This is a genomic window from Microbacterium sp. No. 7 (genome assembly GCF_001314225.1).
GTDB lineage: Bacteria > Actinomycetota > Actinomycetes > Actinomycetales > Microbacteriaceae > Microbacterium.
The window spans coordinates 2,360,413-2,379,610 of record NZ_CP012697.1 but is presented as its reverse complement, the minus strand read 5'-3'; the positions used below and the strand labels follow the sequence as shown (position 1 = coordinate 2,379,610).

Below are 19,198 nucleotides of genomic sequence, written 5' to 3'. Positions count from 1 at the left end.
GTGATCGATTCGGTGGACCTCCCCATTATCGCGCCGCATCTGCCCGTGTACGCCCATCCGGGGGACGCGGGAGCGGATCTGGTCGCGACGGAGCCGGTGCGCCTCGAGCCCGGCCAGCGTGCGCTCGTCGGCACGGGCGTGCGCATCGCGCTGCCCGAGGGGTACGCGGCCTTCATCGTGCCGCGCAGCGGCCTCGCCGCCCAGCACGGCATCACGATCGTCAACGCGCCGGGAACGGTGGACGCCGGATACCGCGGCGAGATCAAGGTCGCGCTGCTCAACACCGACGCCGCCGAGGCCTTCGACATCGCGCCCGGCGATCGGATCGCGCAGATGATCATCATGCCCGTGACGCGGGCACGGTTCGTCCCGGTCGACGAGCTGCCCGGAAGCGATCGCGGCGAGGGCGGGTTCGGTTCGACCGGCTATCAGTCAGGAGCACACTCATGAGCGAGATTTCCACGGCCAAGTCGGCGCCCGCCGACCGGGCCAGCGACGGTCCCTTCGACGAGTCCGAGGCGAACCCGGTTCGCCCCTACATCGACGTCGGCGGCATCAAGGTGCTGCCGCGCGAGGGGCTCAACCTGCGGCTCGAGGTGGAGGAGCAGTCGAAGCGGATCGTCGCCGTCGGCCTCGACTACGCCGGCTCGACGCTGCAGGTGCAGGCGTTCGCGGCGCCGCGCTCGTCGGGACTGTGGCACGAGACGCGCGACCAGATCGGCCAGCAGATCCGCCAGCAGGGCGGACGCGCGGAGGAGCGCGAGGGCCCGCTCGGCCCGGAGCTCCTCGCGGAGGTGCCCGTCGCCGGCGAGGGCGGGCCGGGCAAGCGCGTCGCGCGCTTCGTCGGCGTCGACGGGCCGCGCTGGTTCCTGCGCGGCGTGATCGGGGGCGCCGCGACGACCGAGCCGGCGGCGGCCGCCCAGGTGGAGGACCTCTTCCGCTCGCTCGTCGTCGTGCGCGGCAGCGCGCCCATGCCGCCGCGCGACCTCATCCCGCTCAAGATGCCCGTGGCGCCCGGCGTCGCATGAGCGACGAGCGGCGCGCGGCGGACGACGACGCCGGGTCGCCCGGCGAGGCGGAGCCCACGGCATCCGAGCTGATCGGCCAGGCGCTGGGGCAGGCCGCCCGCAGAGCCGGCCTCGACCCCGCCAAGGAGACGCAGGCGGGCGCCGTCGTGTGGTCGGCGATGGGCGGCTGGCGCGGCGTGGCCGAGGCCGTGCTGCCCGGGCTCCTGTTCGTCGTCCTCTACACGATCACCGAGGACCTCGTCCTCTCGCTCGCGGTCTCGGTCGGCTCCGCCGCGGTCTTCACCGTCGTCCGGCTCGCGCAGCGGTCGCCCTTGGGCTCCGCGCTCGGCGGCCTGCTCGCCGCGGCCGCCGCGGCGGCGCTGGCGCTGCTCACGGGCCGCGGCGAGGACAACTTCGTGCCGGGCCTGATCACGAACGCGGTGTACGGGACGGCCTTCCTGGTGTCGGCGTTGATCGGCTGGTCGCTCATCGGCCTGGCCGCCGGCTTCCTGATGAACGAGGGCACGGCCTGGCGGCAGGACCCGGGCAAGCGGCGCGTGTTCTTCTGGCTGGCCATCGCGTGGGCGGGACTGTTCTACGTGCGGCTTGCGGTGCAGCTGCCGCTGTACCTCGCGGGCGACGTGACGCTGCTGGGAACCCTCAAGCTCGTCATGGGGCTGCCGCTGTTCGCCCCCCTCGTCGCGGTGACGTGGCTGGCCGTGCGGTCGGTCTACGCGAGAGACCGTGCGTGATATATTTATCTTGACATCGAGATAAATCCTCGCGCTTTTCTGGTTAGGCGTACCTCACTGGCAGGACGTGCCGCGGGCGAGGAAGATGGCTGGAAGGGGCGTGCGCCCTCGAGCCCGCCGACGAAGGAGAGCAGACGTGTCCACTGTTGACAGCTTCGGAGCCAAGAGCACCCTGACGGTGGGTGGTACCGACTACGAGATCTTCCGCATCGACACGGTCGACGGCTATGACAAGCTTCCGTTCAGCCTGAAGGTCCTCCTCGAGAACCTGCTGCGCACCGAAGACGGCGCCAACGTGACGAAGGCGCAGATCGAGGCGCTCGGCAACTGGGATGCCGCGGCCGAGCCCGACACCGAGATCCAGTTCAGCCCCGCGCGCGTCGTCATGCAGGACTTCACCGGCGTCCCCTGCATCGTCGACCTCGCCACCATGCGCGAGGCGGTCACCAACCTCGGCGGAGACGCGGCGAAGATCAACCCGCTCTCGCCGGCCGAGCTCGTCATCGACCACTCGGTCATGGCCGACCTCTTCGGCACGCCGAACGCGCTGGAGCGCAACACCGAGATCGAGTACGAGCGCAACGGCGAGCGCTACCAGTTCCTGCGCTGGGGCCAGACGGCCTTCCAGGACTTCAAGGTCGTCCCCCCGGGCACGGGCATCGTGCACCAGGTCAACATCGAGCACCTCGCGAAGGTCATCTACGACCGCAACGTCAACGGCGTGCTCCGCGCCTACCCCGACACCTGCGTCGGCACCGACTCGCACACCACGATGGTCAACGGCCTCGGCGTGCTCGGCTGGGGCGTCGGCGGCATCGAGGCCGAGGCGGCGATGCTCGGCCAGCCCGTCTCGATGCTCATCCCGCGCGTCGTCGGCTTCAAGCTGACCGGGTCGATCCCGGCCGGCGTGACCGCGACCGACGTCGTGCTCACGATCACCGACATGCTCCGCAAGCACGGCGTGGTCGGCAAGTTCGTCGAGTTCTACGGCGCGGGCGTCGGCTCGGTGCCGCTGGCCAACCGCGCCACGATCGGCAACATGAGCCCCGAGTTCGGCTCGACGGCCGCCATGTTCCCCATCGACGACATCACGCTCGACTACCTGCGCCTGACCGGCCGCGACGAGCAGACGGTCGCCCTCGTCGAGAAGTACGCCAAGGAGCAGAGCCTCTGGCACGACGCGGCGAACGAGCCGAACTACAGCGAGTACATGGAGCTCGACCTGTCGACGGTCGTCCCCTCGATCGCCGGCCCCAAGCGCCCCCAGGACCGCATCCTGCTGTCGGCCGCCAAGACCCAGTTCGAGAGCGACATCGTGAACTACGCGACGCCGTCGACCTCGACCGACATGACCGATCTCGAGGGCAAGCACTCGTTCCCGGCATCCGACCCCGGCCCCGTGCCCGGCGAGGAGGACAACGACACCCGAGAGGTGCACATCAACAGCGGTGCGCCGGCGGCGTCGTCCAAACCCGTCAAGGTGACGACCCCCGAGGGTCAGACGTACATCCTCGACAACGGCGCCGTGGCTCTCGCGGCGATCACGTCGTGCACCAACACCTCCAACCCCTCGGTCATGCTCGCGGCCGGCCTGCTCGCGAAGAAGGCCCTGGAGAAGGGCCTCAAGCGCAAGCCGTGGGTCAAGTCGACGCTCGGCCCCGGCTCGAAGGTCGTCACCGACTACTACGAGAAGTCGGGCCTCGACAAGGCGCTCGAGGGCCTCGGCTTCTACACCGTGGGCTACGGCTGCACCATCTGCATCGGCAACACCGGTCCGCTGATCGAAGAGGTCTCCGCCGCGATCAACGACAACGACCTGGCGGTCACCGCCGTGCTGTCGGGCAACCGCAACTTCGAGGGCCGCATCAGCCCCGACGTGAAGATGAACTACCTCGCCTCGCCGCCCCTCGTGGTCGCGTACGCGCTGGCCGGCTCGATGCACTTCGACTTCGAGACCGACCCGCTGGGCAAGGACCCCGAGGGCAACGACGTCTTCCTGCGCGACATCTGGCCGACGCCCGAAGAGGTGCAGGCGACGATCGACACGTCGATCTCGCGCGAGCAGTTCATCAAGCAGTACGCGACGGTCTTCGACGGCGACGAGCGCTGGAAGAGCCTGCCGACCCCCGAGGGCCCGGTGTTCGAGTGGGACGCGAACTCGACCTACGTGCGCAAGGCGCCCTACTTCGACGGCATGTCGATGGAGCTGACGCCCGTCAAGGACATCGTCGGCGCACGCGTCATGGCGACGCTCGGCGACTCGGTCACGACCGACCACATCTCGCCCGCCGGCAACATCAAGCCCGGCACGCCCGCGGCCGACTACCTCGTGGCGCACGGCGTCGCGCCGAAGGACTTCAACTCCTACGGCTCGCGCCGCGGCAACCACGAGGTGATGATCCGCGGCACCTTCGCGAACATCCGCCTGAAGAACGAGCTGGTATCGGCGGTCAACGACGGCAAGATCGTCGAGGGCGGCTACACCCGCGACTTCACGCAGCCCGAGGGACCGCAGTCGTACATCTTCGACGCCTGCTCGAACTACCAGGCGCAGGGCATCCCGCTCGTCGTGCTCGGCGGCAAGGAGTACGGTTCGGGCTCGTCGCGCGACTGGGCGGCCAAGGGCACCAACCTGCTCGGCATCAAGGCGGTCATCACCGAGAGCTTCGAGCGCATCCACCGCTCCAACCTCATCGGCATGGGCGTCGTCCCGCTGCAGTTCCCCGCGGGCGAGAGCTGGAAGTCGCTGGGCTTCGACGGCACCGAGGTCATCTCGATCGAGGGCCTCGAGCAGCTCAACGAGGGCGTCACCCCGAAGACGGTCAAGGTCACGGCGACGCCGAGCGAGCACTCGCCCGCCGGCAAGCAGACCATCGAGTTCGACGCGGTCGTGCGCATCGACACGCCCGGCGAGGCCGACTACTACCGCAACGGCGGCATCCTGCAGTACGTGCTCCGCTCGCTCGTCTGAGCGTCACCGCACCTCGCCGAGGCCGGCAGCGCGAGCGCGCTGACCGGCCTCGGCCCTGTCGCGGGCACGGAGCTTGGCGAGCACCGTCGCGACGTAGTTGTAGACGGTCTTCTCGCTCAGGCCGAGACGACGCGCGATGGCGGCCGTGCCGAGGTCGTCGGCGAGGAGGGCGAGCACGTCTCGTTCGCGGTCGGTCAGCTCGGGAAAGGCGTCGGATGCCGGGATGCCCGGCGCCGTCGCGAAGTGCGCCGTGAGGCGGCGGGCGACGGCCGGGCCGAAGATCGCCTCGCCGCGATGCACGGCCGTGACCGCGCGCACCAGCTCGTCGATGCCGGCATCCTTCAGCAGGTACCCGCGGGCCCCCGCGCGCAGCGCCGCGAACACCGACTCGTCGTCGTGCATCGTCAGCACGAGCACCGGCAGGTCGGGATCGGCGGCGCGGAGCCGGCGGATCGCCTCCAGGCCGCCGATGCCCGGCATCGCGAGGTCCATGACGACGACGTCGGGGTTCTGCGCGGCGACGAGGTCCACGGCATCCTCGCCGCACGACGCCTCGGCCATGATCCGCACTCCGAGGCTCTCGTCGGAGAGCATCGCACGGATGCCCTCGCGGTAGAACGGGTGGTCGTCGACGAGCAGCACGCGGATCACGGCCGGCTCCCTTCCGGGTCGGGAAGCGGAAGCACCAGTTCGACGACTGTGCCGGGATGCCCGTCCCGCAGCGTGACGCGTCCGCCGAGGCCCTCGGCACGCTCGCGCATCGTGCGCAGCCCGTTGCCGCCCGGCGTGGACCTCGCGCCGCCTCCGCCGTCGTCCTCGATGCGCATCCTCAGCTCGGCGCCGCTCCGCTCGAGGGTCACGTGGCAGGTCCGGGCCCCGCTGTGCCGCGCGGCGTTTCCCACGGCCTCCATCGCGATGCGGTAGGCCGCGATCTCCGCGGCAGGCGAGAGCGTGCCCGGATCGCCCCGCACGCGGATCACGGGACGCTCCGCGTCGGCCCACGCGGCCCGCAGGGCCTCCGCCAGGCCGAGGCTCTCGAGCGCGGGAGGACGCAGCCCCGCGACGATCGCGCGCACCTCGTTCATCGCGTGCTCGATGCCCTCTCCGGCGGAGGCGAGCAGCGCATGAGCGGTGCCCGGCTGCCGAGGGGCCAGGTCACGAGCCCGGCGAATCCGCTGGGCGACGCTCGCCAGGGTGGGGCCGACGCCGTCGTGCAGCTCGCGATGCAGGCGCCGGCGCTCGTCCTCCCTCGCGACGACGAGCGCCTCGCGTGAGCGCTGCAGCCGCAGATCGGCGAGCGCGGCGCGCACGGCGATGCCGGCCGCGTCTCCGATCTCGCGCAGCATCCGCTCGTCGCCCGCGGTCAGCCGTTCGCCCTCGTGCGGCCACACCGTGATGGTGCCGATGACCTCGCCGTCGGCCGACAGCGGGGTCTCCGCCCGCGGTGCGCCCGAGCGCGCCCCGACGAGGGCGGAGGAGCCGTCGACGGCGCGCGTCTCGACGGCGGCAGCGCGCAGGGCCGCGGCCAGCGCTGTGCTGACGCGGTCGAGCACGGCATGCAGCGCGCCATCGCGCCCCAGGTCGCGGGCGAGCCGTGTGAGGACGACGGAGGGGTCGTCGCGGTGACCGTACAGCCAGCGATTCACCCGGCGCCGCACGAACCGGTGCACGGGCGCGAGGCCGAGAGCCGCGACCGCGGTCGCGGCCACCGGCAGAACGACAGGGGTGCCGGTGGGCCAGACCAGTCCCACGGCGCCGACGACCAGGAGGTAGCTGACGAGGACGAAAGCGGTGGCGGCGGCGTAGACGATGCCGCGCCCGATCACGAGGTCGACGTCGAACAGCCGGTAGTGCAGCATCGCGAAGCCGATCGTCACCGGGAGCACGGTGCTCGCGATGGGCCACAGGAGGCCGAACAGCACCGTGAGCACCGGATCGCGCCCGACGGAGCCGGCGGGAAGGGCGATGATCGCGAGCATCATCGCCGCGATGAGGAACAGCGCGAGCATCACCCACTTCTGCTGCTGCCGCTCGATCGTCGACGAGGCTCGGCGGTACCGGACGACCTGGCAGGCCACGACGGTGCCGATCAGCGCCGCGCCCGCTGCCGCCAGGACGACGAGCGCCGCGTCGGGGAACGGGTCCCACGGGAACGAGAGGGTGAACACGCCCAGGGCGAGCCACGCGGGCACCAGCCGGCGTGACCACCCGGGCACCGCGCGGCCCGTGGGAAAGAAGTAGCCGACCGGGAAGAACCCGAACACCGACACGACGATCGTCAGGCGCTCCACCCACGCCAGGCCCTCGGGGAGCACCTGCGCGACGCTGCCGGCCGTCCCGCCGGCGACGAACAGGGTGAGCGACAGCGAGAGATAGGCGGAGAACGGCGTGAGCGGCACGCCGAAGACGATCATGAGGGCGACGACGGTCGTCGTGACGAGCGGCACGAGGGCCGCCGCCAGCAGCAGCGCGGCCGTCGCGGTCGAGGGCCGGGCGGTGAGCGCGGCGGCCGCGGCGGCGGCCGCGGCGATGCCGACGATCGCCGCCGTCAGGACGCCGCGGAGCGGGCGAGCACGTGCGTGTCGCGCCCGCCCGCCTTCCGCGGCGACGGCGGTCATGGCCTCACGATAGCGATGCGCGGCGGCGCTGTCCCGCGAGCCACGAGATGCCGATGGGACACGCGAGCAGCGCGACGACGAACGGGGGGACGAACGCCGCGGCGAACGCGACCACGATCAGAACGGCGAGGGAGAGCACGCCCATCACGAGACCCGTCTTCCGACGGGTCCGGCTCAGCCACAGCAGCACGCACAGCAGCAGGATCTGCACCACGATGGCGCCGAACGCCCAGGGCAGCAACGCCTCGCTGCGCATCCACGCCGGGTCCTCGCCCAGCGTCGTCGTCGTGAAGCTCTCGGCGGCGAGGCCGTCGACGAGGCCGAGCACGCCGGCCGCGAGGTTGACCGCGGCGAGCACGACCGTCGCGCGCGCGACGGCTCGCGCGGCGGGCGGGGATGCGTTCCGGTGCGCCCAGGCGACCAGGCCGGCGCCGATGACGACGATCCCGAAGGCGGCCGCGACGATGGCGCGATTCGCCGCCCACGCTCCGCCGAGCGCGTCCATCTGCGTCCGCGTGATCTCGGCGAACGTCGAGGTGCCGATTGTGCGGCCGAACACCCCGGCCATCAGCACGATCAGCGCCGCGAAGCCGAGCGGCGAGAGCGCCATCAGCCAGCCGCCCGCCCGGCCGCCGGTCACCGTGCGAGCCGGCGATGTCTCGTGATGCGTCGTGATCATGTCCGTCACCCCTTCCAGGAACAGCACCGACGATGCCGTTCCCGGCATCCCGGGGGCCAGGGAAAGCCCCGGGAAACGCGGTCGCCACGCGTAGACTCGGGAGATGAGTCTGCTGGCTTCGATCAACGGTCCTCGTGATCTCGACGCGCTCACGCCGCGGCAGCTCCGCGAGCTCGCCGCGGAGGTGCGCGAGTTCCTCATCGCGAACGTGTCGCAGACGGGCGGGCATCTCGGCCCGAACCTGGGCGTCGTCGAGCTGACGATCGCGATCCACCGCGTGTTCGACTCGCCGCACGATCCCGTCATCTTCGACACGGGACACCAGTCGTACGTGCACAAGCTGCTGACCGGGCGACAGGACTTCACCGGCCTGCGCTCGCGCGGCGGCCTGGCCGGCTACCCCCAGCGCGGCGAGAGCGTGCACGACGTCGTCGAGTCGTCGCACGCGTCGAGCTCGCTGAGCTGGGCCGACGGCATCTCCCGCGCCCTGACGCGCACGGGCCGCACCGATCGTCATGTCGTCGCCGTCGTCGGCGACGGCGCGCTCACGGGCGGGATGACGTGGGAGGCGCTGAACAACATCTCCGACGACAACGAGCGCAACCTGGTCATCGTCGTCAACGACAACGGGCGCTCGTACGCGCCGACGATCGGCGGCATGGCGCGGTTCCTCAACCGCGTGCGCACGACCGAGGGGTATGTGGACCTGCGCCGCCGCTCCGACCGGCTGTTCCGCCGGTTCGGCCCCGCCGGCCGCGCCCTCTACCGCGGCGTGCGCGGCGGCACCCACGGATTCCTGTCGCGCTTCGTCGACAACGAGGCGCTCTACTCGAACCTCGACATCAAGTACCTGGGGCCGATCGACGGCCACGACGTCGAGACGCTCATCGAGACCCTGCAGCAGGCGAAGGAGTACGGCGCGCCCGTCATCGTGCACGCCATCACCGAGAAGGGCCGCGGCTACGACCCCGCCCGCAACGACGACGCCGATCAGTTCCACGCGGTCGGCAGGATCGACCCGGTCACGGGCGAGCCGGTGGGCGGATCGGATGCCGCCGACTGGACCGGCGTGTTCGCCGAGACGCTCCTGCAGGCGGGGGAGCGGCGCGAGGACCTCGTCGCGATCACGGCGGCGATGCTGCGTCCCACCGGGCTGCTGCCGTTCGCGCAGCGGTTCCCCGACCGCGTGCTCGACGTCGGCATCGCCGAGCAGCACGCCGTGGCGTCGGCGGCCGGGCTCGCCTACGGCGGGCTGCATCCCGTCGTCGCGCTGTACGCGACGTTCATGAACCGCGCCTTCGACCAGGTGCTGATGGACGTCGCGCTGCACCGCGCGGGCGTCACCTTCGTGCTCGACAGGTCGGGCGTCACGGGGCCCGACGGCCCGAGCCACCACGGCGTGTGGGACCTCGCGATGCTGCAGCTCGTGCCCGGCATCCGCATCGCCGCGCCGCGCGACGCCGCGCGCCTGCGCGAGGAGTTCGACGAGGCGATCGCGGTGCACGACGCCCCGACGGTCGTGCGCTTCCCGAAGGGCGCCGTCGGCGCGGAGATCCCCGCGGTCGAGCGCCTGCCGGACGGCGTCGACGTGCTCGCGCGCGAGGGCGCCCGCGACGTGCTGCTCATCGGCATCGGGGCGATGGCGCGGGTCGCCGTCGACGTCGCGGCCCGGCTGGGCGCGCAGGGGATCGGGGCGACCGTCGTCGACCCCCGGTGGGTCGTGCCGGTCCCGGCATCCGTCGTCGCCCTGGCGCGCGCGCACCGCCTCGTGGTGACGATCGAGGACGGCATCCGCGTCGGCGGCATCGGCACGCGCGTGCGTCAGGTGCTGCGCGAGGCGGGCGTCGACACGGCGGTCGACGAGCGCGGCCTGCCCGACACGTTCATCGAGCACGCGACGCGCGACGAGATCCTCGAGGACGCCGGCCTCACGGCGTCGCGCATCGCCCGCGACGTGGTCGCCCAGGTGCTGGGCGCGCGGATCCCCGCGGCCCGTCCGCACGCCGACGGGACCTGGACGCCCCAGACCGCCATGACGGAAGAGACCGCCACGACCGACGGGCCCGCCGCGACGGACGAGTCGGCCGAGGACGCACGCCGCGCATGAGACACGTCGGCCCGGTGACTCGGAGGAGCCACCGGGCCGGATCGCGTGCGTCGATCAGCTGTTCACGCCGCGGATGGGCGGATGGTGGAACGTCGTGCCGGTCGCCCGCTCCGACGCGCCCTCCCGGTCGAGGTAGGCCGTCGCGCCGCCGTCGATGAAGGGCCAGCCGGCGCCGAGGATGAGGCACAGGTCGATGTCCTGCACCTCGGGGACGACGCCCTCGTCGAGCATGATCCTGATCTCCTGCGCGAGGCCGTCCTGCACGCGGCGCAGGATCGTCTCGGCCGACGCGGGCGTGGAGCCCGCGGCCTGCTTGACGATCTTCTCCGCGGCCTTCGTGAGACCCGTCACCCGGCCGCCCTTGTCCTTCTCGACGATGCGGTCGAGCTCGGCGAGCGCGTGGAAGTTCTCGTGCGCGTAGAAGCGGTCGGGGAAGGCGCCCGCCATGGTGTCCTGCACGTGCGCGGCGACCTTCCAGCCGACGAGGTCGATGAGCTGGAACGGCCCCATCGGCAGGCCGATGGGCGCGTAGGCCTTCTCGACGTCGGCGATCGGGGTCCCCTCGTAGAGGGCCCGCGCCGCCTCGCCCATGACCTTGGCGAGCAGGCGGTTGACGACGAAGCCGGGGGCGTCGGCCGTGAGCACGGCGTTCTTGCCGAGGCCCTTGGCCACGACGAACGCCGTCGACAGCGCCGCCTCGTTCGTGTGCGGCGTCTTCACGATCTCGATGAGCGGCATGACCGCCACCGGGTTGAAGAAGTGGAAGCCGACGAGGCGCTCGGGGTGGGCGAGCCGGGAGCCGATCTCCTCGACCGAGAGCGACGAGGTGTTGGTCGCGAGGATCGCGTCCTCCGCCACGATGCCCTCGATCTCGCCGAACACGGCCTGCTTGACGCCGACCTCCTCGAACACGGCCTCGATCACGAAGTCGCAGTCGGCGTAGAGGCTCTTGTCGGTCGTGCCGGTCACGAGGCCGCGCAGCTTGTTGGCGCCGTCGGCGTCGAGCCGGCCCTTCGCCTCGAGCTTGCCGATCTCCTCGTGGATGTAGGCGACGCCCTTGTCGACGCGGGCCTGATCGAGGTCGGTGATGAGCACGGGCACCTGCAGGCGCTGGACGAACAGCAGCGCGAACTGGCTCGCCATGAGGCCGGCGCCGATGATGCCGACCTTGGTCACGCGCTTCGCGAGCGCCTTGTCGGGCGCGCCCACGGGACGCTTCGCCCGCTTCTGCACGAGATCGAAGGCGTACATGGACGCCGCGAACTGGTCGCCCGTGACGAGCTCGGCGAGCACCTCGTCCTCGCGCTCGAAGCCCTCCGCCTTCGAGCCGCCGCGGGCGCGGTCGAGCAGGTCGAGGGCCGCGTAGGGGGCGCGCGGCACGGTGCCGAGCTTCGACTCGAGCATGCCGCGGGCCATCTTGATCGCGATGGGCCACTTCGTGAGCCGCTCGATCTTGCCCGGCTCGTTCTTCCGCTCCACCTTCACGGTGCCGCTGAGCACGCCGTCGGCCCACGAGAGCGACTTCTCCAGGAAGCTGGATGCCGGGAAGACGGCATCCATGATCCCCAGGTCGAACGCCTGCTGCGGCTTGAGCATGCGGTTCTGCTTGAGCGGGTTGGAGATGACGACCTCGAGGGCGTTCTCGATGCCGATGAGGTTCGGCAGCAGGTACGCGCCGCCCCAGCCCGGGACGATGCCGAGGAACACCTCCGGCAGCGCGAGCGCGGCCGCCGAGGCGTCGACCGTGCGGTAGTCGGAGTTCAGCGCGATCTCGAGGCCGCCGCCGAGCGCGAGGCCGTTCACGAAGGCGAACGAGGGCACGCCGAGCGTCGACAGCTTGCCGAACACGTGGTGCCCGAGCTGCGCGACGAGGCGGGCGTGGTCCTTGGAGCGGACCCGGCTGATGTCGCTGAGGTCGGCGCCGGCGGCGAAGATGTACTTCTTGCCCGTCACGGCGACGCCGTGGATCTCTCCCGCGGCGGCGCGGGCCTTCAGCTCGTCGAGCCGTTCGCCGAGTTCGACGACGGTCTTGGGGCCGAGCGTGTTGGGGCGGGTGTGGTCGCGGCCGTTGTCGAGCGTGATCAGCGCCAGCACCTTGCCGGACGGCAGCGTCACGTCGCGGACGAGCGAGTGCGTCACGACCTCGTCGCCGGCGGCGTCGAGCAGGGGCGTGAAATCGATGGATGCGTAGTCGGTCATCGTCGTCTCCCTATCGCTTCTTGCCGTCGTAGTGCGGGTTCTCCCAGACGACCGAGCCGCCCTGGCCGAGGCCCACGCACATCGCGGTGAGGCCGTAGCGCACGTCGGGCCGCTCGGCGAACTGCGCCGCCAGCTGGATCATGAGCCGCACGCCGCTCGCCGCGAGCGGGTGGCCGACCGCGATCGCGCCGCCCCACTGGTTGACGCGCGGGTCGTCGTCGGCGATGCCGAAGTGGTCGAGCAGGGAGATCACCTGGATCGCGAAGGCCTCGTTGAGCTCGAACAGGCCGATGTCGGAGATCGTGAGGCCCGCCTTGCGCAGCGCCTTCTCGGTCGAGGGGATCGGCCCGATGCCCATGATCTCGGGCTGCACGCCCGCGAACGCGAACGAGACCATCCGCATCTTGGGGGCGAGGCCGAACTCCTTGACGGCGCCGCCGCCGGCGAGCAGCGACATCGTCGCGCCGTCGGTGAGCGGCGAGGAGGTGCCGGCCGTCACGCGGCCGTGCGGGCGGAACGGGGTCTTCAGCGTCGCGAGGCCCTCGAGCGTCGTCTCGGGCCGCCGCCCCTCGTCCTCGGTCGCGAGGCCCCAGGCGCCGTCGGCGTCCTTGACGGCGACCGGCACGAGGTCGGGCTGGATCCTGCCCGCGTCGTAGGCGGCCTGCGCCTTGTGCTGGCTCAGCATGCCGAAGCGGTCGGCGCGCTCCTTGGTGAGGTGCGGGAACCGGTCGTGGATGCGCTCCGCGGTGACGCCCATGTTCAACGCGTCGGCCGCGACGAGCCGCTCCGCGACGAAGCGCGGGTTCGGGTCGGCGTTGCCGCCGATGGGGTAGTGGCCCATGTGCTCGACGCCGCCGGCGAGGGCGATGTCGTACATCCCCGAGCCGATCGCTCCGCCCACCATCGCGACGGTGGTCATCGCACCCGCGCACATGCGCTCCAGCGCGAAGCCCGGCACCGTCTGCGGCAGCCCGGCCAGCAGCGCGACCGTGCGGCCGAGCGTGAGGCCCTGCTCGCCGGTCTGGCTCGTCGCGGCGATCGCGACGTCGTCGATGCGGTCGCCCGGAACACCGCCGTTGCGCTCCAAGAGGCCGATGGTCGCCCGGACGGCGAGATCATCGGCCCTCGTGTTCCAGTACATGCCCTTTTCGCCGGCTCGCCCGAAGGGCGTGCGTACGCCGTCGACGAAATAGACGTCCGTGAGTTCGGCCACTTTGCCTCCAAAATCTGAGATCGAGTCCAGCCTATGGTGACACTCAGTATCGCGGAAACTCTTGGTCGAGTCCTATGAACCCGTGTCGTCGCCGTGGGCCGTGGATTGAGTCGATGCTACAAAGGCATCGACGATCGAGGGCGCGGTCTGCGCGATCTGCCAGCCGCGCGCGCCGAGCGCGGCGAGCGCCTCCGAGACGGATGCCACGGTGAGCGGCTCCGGCGGGCTCCACGCGACGCGGCGCAGCGAGTCGGGGGTCAGCAGGTTCTCGACCGGCATCCGCAGCTCGATCGCGAGGTTCTCGATCACGGGACGCGCGGCCTTGAGCCGTGCGTCGGCCTCGGGGTTGCGATCGGCCCACGCCCGCGGCGGGGGCGGCGCGTCGCTCGGGACGCGCTCGACGGGCGGCCGCGTCTCGCGGCGCCCCGCCTCGATCGCGGCCCACCAGCGGTCGAGCTGGCTGCGGCTCGCGCGGCCGTGGAACTCCTTGAGCGCCGCGAGGTCCTGCTTCGTCGCGGGGTCGGCGCGCACCGCGGCGACGATCGACCGGTCGGGCACCAGCCGCCCCGGCGCGATGTCCTGCTCGCGCGCGAAGTCCTCGCGCGCCGTCCACAGCGACCGTGCGACCGAGAGCGCGCGCCGGCCGCGGATCGCGTGCAGGCCGCTCAGGCGCCGCCAGGGCTCCTCGCGCGCCGGCTTGACGGGCCGGGTGCGCGTCGCCTCGAACTCCTCGGCGGCCCACTCCGTCTTGCCCTGCTCGGCGAGCTCGGCCGCGAGGGCGTCGCGCACGTCGACGAGGTGCAGCACGTCGAGGGCCGCGTACTCCAGCCAGTCGGCGGGGAGCGGGCGGGTCGACCAGTCGGCGGCCGAGTGCGCCTTGGCGAGGCTGATGCCCAGCGTGTGCTCGACGACGGCGCCGAGGCCGACGCGCTCGTGGCCGAGCAGGCGCGCCGCGAGCTCGGTGTCGAAGATCCGGGAAGGGTCGAGGCCGTCCTCGCGCAGCGACGGCAGGTCCTGGCTGGCGGCGTGCAGGACCCATTCCTCCGCGCCGATCGCGTCCTGCACCGACGAGAAGTCGCCGATCGCGGGCGGGTCGAGCAGGAACACGCCGGAGCCGCGGCGGTACAGCTGGATGAGATAGGCGCGCTGCGAGTAGCGGAAGCCCGACGCGCGCTCGACGTCGACGGCGACGGGGCCGGTTCCCGAGGCGAGGGCCTCGGCGGCCTCGCGTGCTCCCGTGAGATCCGCGATGACCTGGTATTCAGCCATGCGCGGCCTTCCGCGCGCCGAGCACGGCGATGTCCTCCGACCCCGGCGGCAGTCCCGCGAGCATGCACACGAGCTCGGCCCACGCGTCGAGGTGCGCCGCGAGCTCGCCCGACGGCGACCACGACGCCCTGAGCTCGATCTGCGCGCCGTCGCCCTCGTCGGCGAGGGTGCCGAAGCCCTTCGACAGCGTCTTGGTCGCGGTGCCGGAGGCCGAGTGATACGTCGCCTGCCGCGCCCGCAGGGCGTCGACGAGCCACGTCCAGGCGACGTCGGAGAGAAGGGGGTCCGTGCCGATCTCGGGCTCGAGCGGCGCCTGCGCGAAGCACACGATGCGCCAGGCGCCGTTCCACGCGTCGGGCTCCTCGGCGTCGTGGAGCAGCACGAAGCGCCCCGTGCCGAACGGCGAGTCGGTCGCGTGGCTGTCGGGGCGCACGTCGGCGGCGAACGCGATCGCGTGCGGCGCGAGGGACGCCGGGGCCGTGATCTCCCGGACGACGAGGTCTGCGCGGAAGGTCAGCGCGCGCAGCGTGTCGGCGATGTCGGCGAAGGCCGAGGCGTCGTCGTCCGGGCGTCGGGGTGCGTCCACGTCGACAGACTAGAGTGAGGCCACGATGAACCAGCCCAGGCGCGCCGACACCGGGGGCGCATTGCTTTCGCTCGGTGCCCTCGTCCGCGTCGCGGCCACCATCCTCAGCGGCGCGCTCGCGGCGGTGACGACCGCCCTGGGGCTCGTGGCGGTGCGGATGGCGCGCAAGGTCGTGACGCCCGCGACGCGCGTCGCCGACACGCGCATCCTCGACGTCGACGTCGCCGCCCAGACGATCACCCTGAGCCGCTCCGCCGACACCGTGCTGCCGGGGCGGTACGGGCTGTTCACGAGCGGCACGGCCGACTACCTCAAGCTCGGCTCCGTGCTGCGCAGCGACGGCACGAGCGTGACGCGGAAGCTGCTCACGCAGGTGTCGTCGGACACGCGCCTGTCGGCCGCGTCGACGTTCAGCGGGTGGTACTACGAGCGGCCCGAGGAGCTGCACCTGCCCTTCTCGGCCGAGCTCGTGGCGTCGGCGGTGGGGCCGTGCCCCGCCTGGCTCTTCCCGGCCGACTCCGACACCTGGGTGATCCAGATCCACGGCCGCGGCGCGCAGCGGCGCGAGTGCCTGCGCGCTGTGCCCGTCTTCCACGCGGCGGGCATCACGTCGCTGATCGTCAGCTACCGCAACGACGGCGAGGCCCCCCGCAGCCGCTCCGGCATGTACGGCCTCGGCTCGACCGAGTGGCGCGACGTGGACGCCGCGATCGGCCGTGCGCGGAAGGCGGGCGCGAAGCGGATCCTGCTGATGGGCTGGTCGATGGGCGGGGCGATCGCGCTGCAGGTCGCCCTGAGGTCGGCGCACCGCGACCTGATCGCGGGCGTCGTGCTGGAGTCGCCCGTCATCGACTGGCGGATCGTGCTCGACTACAACGCGCGGCTGCTCGGCCTGCCGGCGCCCGTCTCCCGGCTCGCGATCGCCGTGCTCGGCAGCGAGTGGGCGACGCCGCTCACCGGCCTCGACCACGCGATCCCGTTCGGCGCGCTCGACATCGTGGCGCGCGCCGGCGAACTGCGCCAGCCGGTGCTCATCCTGCACAGCGACGACGACGGGTTCGTGCCGTCGGACTCCTCGCACGATCTCGTCGTGGCGCGTCCCGATCTGGTCGAGTTCCAGGTCTTCGACACGGCGCGGCACACGAAGCTGTGGAACTACGACCAGGACCGCTGGGTCGAGGTCATCGCGCAGTGGCTCGAGCGGCACGCGCTCGCCCCCGCGCGCTCTACAGTTGAGCGGTGACCACTGTGCCCACGACCGCCGTACAGCTGACCGACCGCCATCCCCAGGTCACCGGACCGGAGATGGTCGCCGCGCTCGTCCCGCCGCCGCAGTTCGACGCGGCCCGGTTCGACACCTACCGGGCCGACGAGCGGTTTCCGTCCCAGCAGCAGGCGAAGGACACCCTCATCGCGTTCTGCGGCGGGGGAGCGCCGCCGGCGCGCGGGGGGCTGTTCCGCCGGGCGCCGAAGCTGCCCGAGCTGAAGCCGGGCGTCTACCTCGACGGCGGGTTCGGCGTCGGAAAGACCCATCTGCTGGCATCCGTCTACCACGCGATGCCGGCGCGGAGGAAGTACTTCGGGTCGTTCATCGAGTACACGGCGCTCGTCGGGGCGCTCGGCTACCAGCAGACCGTCGCGCTCTTCACGGGCGCCGACCTGCTGTGCATCGACGAGTTCGAGCTCGACGACCCGGGCGACACGATGGTCATGACGCGGCTGCTCGGCGAGCTCGTGCCGAAGGGCACGAAGCTGGCGGCCACGTCGAACACGCCGCCGAACGCGCTCGGTGAGGGACGCTTCGCGGCGCAGGACTTCCTGCGCGAGATCCACGCGATGTCGTCGAGCTTCCAGACGCTGCGCATCGACGGCACCGACTATCGTCAGCGCGCCGTCGACGGCAGCGCGGCCGTGCTCGGCGCGGACGAGTACGCGGACGCCCTCGTCGCCGCCGCGGCGGGCGCGACGGCATCCGACGACGTCTTCTCCGATCTCGTGCGGCACCTGGCCACCGTGCACCCCTCGCGCTACATCCGGCTGATCGAGGGGATCGGGGCGATCGGCCTGCGCGACGTGACGCCGTTCGACGACCAGTCGGCGGCGCTGCGCTTCGTCGCCTTCGTCGACCGCGCGTACGACGCGCAGATCCCCGTTCGGGCGACGGGGACGTCGCTGAGCGACGTGTTCACGGCCGACATGCTCGCCGGCGGATATCGCAAGAAGTACCTGCGCGCGATCTCGCGTCTCGTCGCCCTCACCCGCTCTTAGAGCGTGATCCCGGCTCCGCGAAACCCGATGTTCACACACATGCCTCACGCGTAACGTCCGCGAAACACAACCTGCCCTCTGTGGGAAACAGCCCCTCGGGAAACTAATCGCACCCGACGGCCCATGCCGGTGCGACCGCGCCCGGACCGGCCGGCACATCCCACACAGGAGAGGTAGTGATGGAACCCACCGAACTCACGCCGTCCAGCATCTGGATCGTCACCAGCGCCGCGCTGGTGCTGCTCATGACGCCCGGACTCGCGTTCTTCTACGGCGGGCTGGTGAAGGCGAAGAGCGTCGTCAGCATGATGATGATGAGCTTCGGCTCGATCGCCCTGATCGGCGTGCTGTGGATCCTCTACGGCTACATGATGTACACCGGCGCGGGCGGTGACGGCGGATACTTCGACGGCGCCGCCGGCCTGATCCCGGGCTTCGTCGGAAACCCGTTCGCCGGCTTCGGCCTCACCGCGGAGGGCATCGACCTGATCGACGTCGCCTTCGGAGCCACCTTCGCGATCATCACGGTCGCGCTCATCTCGGGAGCGATCGCCGACCGCGCGAAGTTCGGCGCCTGGCTGATCTTCGCCGGCATCTGGGCGACGCTCTCGTACTTCCCCGTCGCCGGCTGGGTGTGGGGCGGCGGCTGGATCCAGTCGTGGGAGCTCAACGGCTACGCCGTGATCGACCTCGCCGGCGGCACCGCGGTGCACATCAACGCCGGTGCGGCCGCCCTCGCCCTCGCCCTCGTGCTCGGAAAGCGCGTCGGATTCCAGAAGGGCATCCAGAAGCCCCACAACGTGCCGTTCGTGCTGCTGGGCGCGTCGATCCTGTGGTTCGGCTGGTTCGGCTTCAACACGGGCCTCTCGGGCGACCAGGAGGGCCTGGGCCTCAGCTTCCTGAACACGATCGCCGCGCCGGCCGCGGCCGTGCTCGGCTGGCTGATCGTCGAGAAGCTCAAGGACGGCAAGCCCACGTCGGTGGGCGCCGCCTCGGGAGCCGTCGCCGGCCTCGTCGCGATCACGCCCTCGGCGGGCAACCTGACCCCCGGCTGGGCTCTGCTGCTCGGCGTCATCGCCGGCGCCGTGGCCTGCCTCGCGGTCGAGCTCAAGTGGAAGCTCGGCTTCGACGACTCGCTCGACGTCGTCGGCATCCACCTGGTCGCGGGCCTCATCGGAACGATCTACCTCGGCTTCGTGGCGACCGACGTCGGCCTGTTCTTCACGGGCGACTTCTCGCAGCTGATCCTCCAGACGGTCAGCGCCGTCGCGGTGATGGTGTACTCGTTCGTCGTGGCCTTCGTCGTCGGCTTCGTGATCGAGAAGACGATCGGCTTCCGCGTGCACAACGAGGACGAGATCGCCGGCATCGACACGGTCGTGCACGGCGAGGAGGGCTACGCCCTGGCCGACTGAGCGCAGTGGGACGTCCTACGGGTCTGAGGGCGCCGTGACTCCGGTCACGGCGCCCTTCGGCGTTCCGGCGCGCTGCGCGCGCTCCGGGGACGATCGCGGGTTCGGCGGCGGCGA

At 71.6% G+C, this 19,198-nt stretch carries 15 protein-coding genes; 8 read left to right on the top strand and 7 right to left on the bottom strand.

Annotated elements, in window-relative coordinates:
• The 4 genes from dut to AOA12_RS11005 all read left to right on the top strand — a co-directional run bounded on the left by dut (position 1) and on the right by AOA12_RS11005 (position 4,730).
• The gene (gene dut / locus AOA12_RS11020; protein WP_054682699.1) at positions 1-450 is read left to right on the top strand and encodes a dUTP diphosphatase; all 450 of its coding nucleotides are present in this window, start codon (positions 1-3) and stop codon (positions 448-450) included.
• Positions 447-1,028 carry a DUF3710 domain-containing protein gene (locus AOA12_RS11015; RefSeq protein WP_054682697.1) on the top strand — a complete coding sequence of 194 codons (582 nt, stop codon included), beginning with the start codon at positions 447-449 and terminating at the stop codon, positions 1,026-1,028. The genes dut and AOA12_RS11015 overlap by 4 nt, the downstream gene beginning before the upstream one ends.
• Positions 1,025-1,759: a DUF3159 domain-containing protein gene (locus tag AOA12_RS11010; RefSeq protein ID WP_054682696.1), complete on the top strand. Its 735-nt coding sequence runs from the start codon at positions 1,025-1,027 to the stop codon at positions 1,757-1,759. The genes AOA12_RS11015 and AOA12_RS11010 overlap by 4 nt, the downstream gene beginning before the upstream one ends.
• A 136-nt stretch (positions 1,760-1,895) precedes the next feature.
• The gene (locus AOA12_RS11005) at positions 1,896-4,730 is read left to right on the top strand and encodes an aconitate hydratase (protein ID WP_054682695.1); all 2,835 of its coding nucleotides are present in this window, start codon (positions 1,896-1,898) and stop codon (positions 4,728-4,730) included.
• Between the two features lie 3 nt (positions 4,731-4,733).
• Here AOA12_RS11005 and AOA12_RS11000 read toward each other — a convergent pair whose 3' ends face one another.
• From AOA12_RS11000 to AOA12_RS10990, 3 genes are read right to left on the bottom strand one after another with little or no spacing between them, the layout of a single operon-like run.
• Entirely contained in the window at positions 4,734-5,381 is a 648-nt protein-coding gene (locus AOA12_RS11000; RefSeq protein ID WP_054682693.1) for a response regulator, read from the bottom strand.
• Positions 5,378-7,348 (bottom strand): sensor histidine kinase, encoded by a 1,971-nt coding sequence (locus tag AOA12_RS10995; protein ID WP_054682691.1) that lies wholly within the window; start codon positions 7,346-7,348, stop codon positions 5,378-5,380. Before AOA12_RS10995 ends, AOA12_RS11000 begins: the two co-directional genes overlap by 4 nt.
• Positions 7,349-7,352: 4 nt before the next feature.
• A complete protein-coding gene (locus AOA12_RS10990; RefSeq protein WP_156366473.1) occupies positions 7,353-8,027 on the bottom strand; it encodes a hypothetical protein in 675 nt (224 codons plus the stop codon).
• A gap of 103 nt (positions 8,028-8,130) precedes the next feature.
• Between AOA12_RS10990 and dxs the strand changes: the two genes are divergently transcribed.
• Complete coding sequence (gene dxs / locus AOA12_RS10985; protein WP_054682687.1) at positions 8,131-10,134, top strand: 1-deoxy-D-xylulose-5-phosphate synthase; 2,004 nt, start codon at positions 8,131-8,133, stop codon at positions 10,132-10,134.
• Positions 10,135-10,188: 54 nt separating this feature from the next.
• On the opposite strand, the gene AOA12_RS10980 is transcribed toward dxs, so the two are convergent.
• The 4 genes from AOA12_RS10980 to AOA12_RS10965 form a co-directional block, all read right to left on the bottom strand.
• Entirely contained in the window at positions 10,189-12,333 is a 2,145-nt protein-coding gene (locus tag AOA12_RS10980) for a 3-hydroxyacyl-CoA dehydrogenase NAD-binding domain-containing protein (RefSeq protein ID WP_054682686.1), read from the bottom strand.
• 10 nt (positions 12,334-12,343) lie between these two features.
• A complete protein-coding gene (locus AOA12_RS10975; RefSeq protein WP_054682685.1) occupies positions 12,344-13,546 on the bottom strand; it encodes a thiolase family protein in 1,203 nt (400 codons plus the stop codon).
• A 72-nt stretch (positions 13,547-13,618) separates the two neighbouring features.
• Complete coding sequence (locus tag AOA12_RS10970) at positions 13,619-14,815, bottom strand: ribonuclease D (protein WP_054682683.1); 1,197 nt, start codon at positions 14,813-14,815, stop codon at positions 13,619-13,621.
• Entirely contained in the window at positions 14,808-15,401 is a 594-nt protein-coding gene (locus tag AOA12_RS10965) for a DUF3000 domain-containing protein (protein ID WP_054682681.1), read from the bottom strand. The genes AOA12_RS10970 and AOA12_RS10965 overlap by 8 nt, the downstream gene beginning before the upstream one ends.
• A gap of 25 nt (positions 15,402-15,426) precedes the next feature.
• Between AOA12_RS10965 and AOA12_RS10960 the strand changes: the two genes are divergently transcribed.
• The 3 genes from AOA12_RS10960 to AOA12_RS10950 all read left to right on the top strand — a co-directional run bounded on the left by AOA12_RS10960 (position 15,427) and on the right by AOA12_RS10950 (position 19,084).
• The gene (locus tag AOA12_RS10960; protein WP_054682679.1) at positions 15,427-16,644 is read left to right on the top strand and encodes an alpha/beta hydrolase family protein; all 1,218 of its coding nucleotides are present in this window, start codon (positions 15,427-15,429) and stop codon (positions 16,642-16,644) included.
• On the top strand, positions 16,641-17,669 hold the full coding sequence (gene zapE / locus AOA12_RS10955) for a cell division protein ZapE (RefSeq protein WP_054682677.1): 1,029 nt from the start codon (positions 16,641-16,643) through the stop codon (positions 17,667-17,669). The genes AOA12_RS10960 and zapE overlap by 4 nt, the downstream gene beginning before the upstream one ends.
• Before the next feature lie 179 nt (positions 17,670-17,848).
• Entirely contained in the window at positions 17,849-19,084 is a 1,236-nt protein-coding gene (locus AOA12_RS10950) for an ammonium transporter (RefSeq protein WP_054682675.1), read from the top strand.
• Positions 19,085-19,198 lie beyond the last annotated feature (114 nt).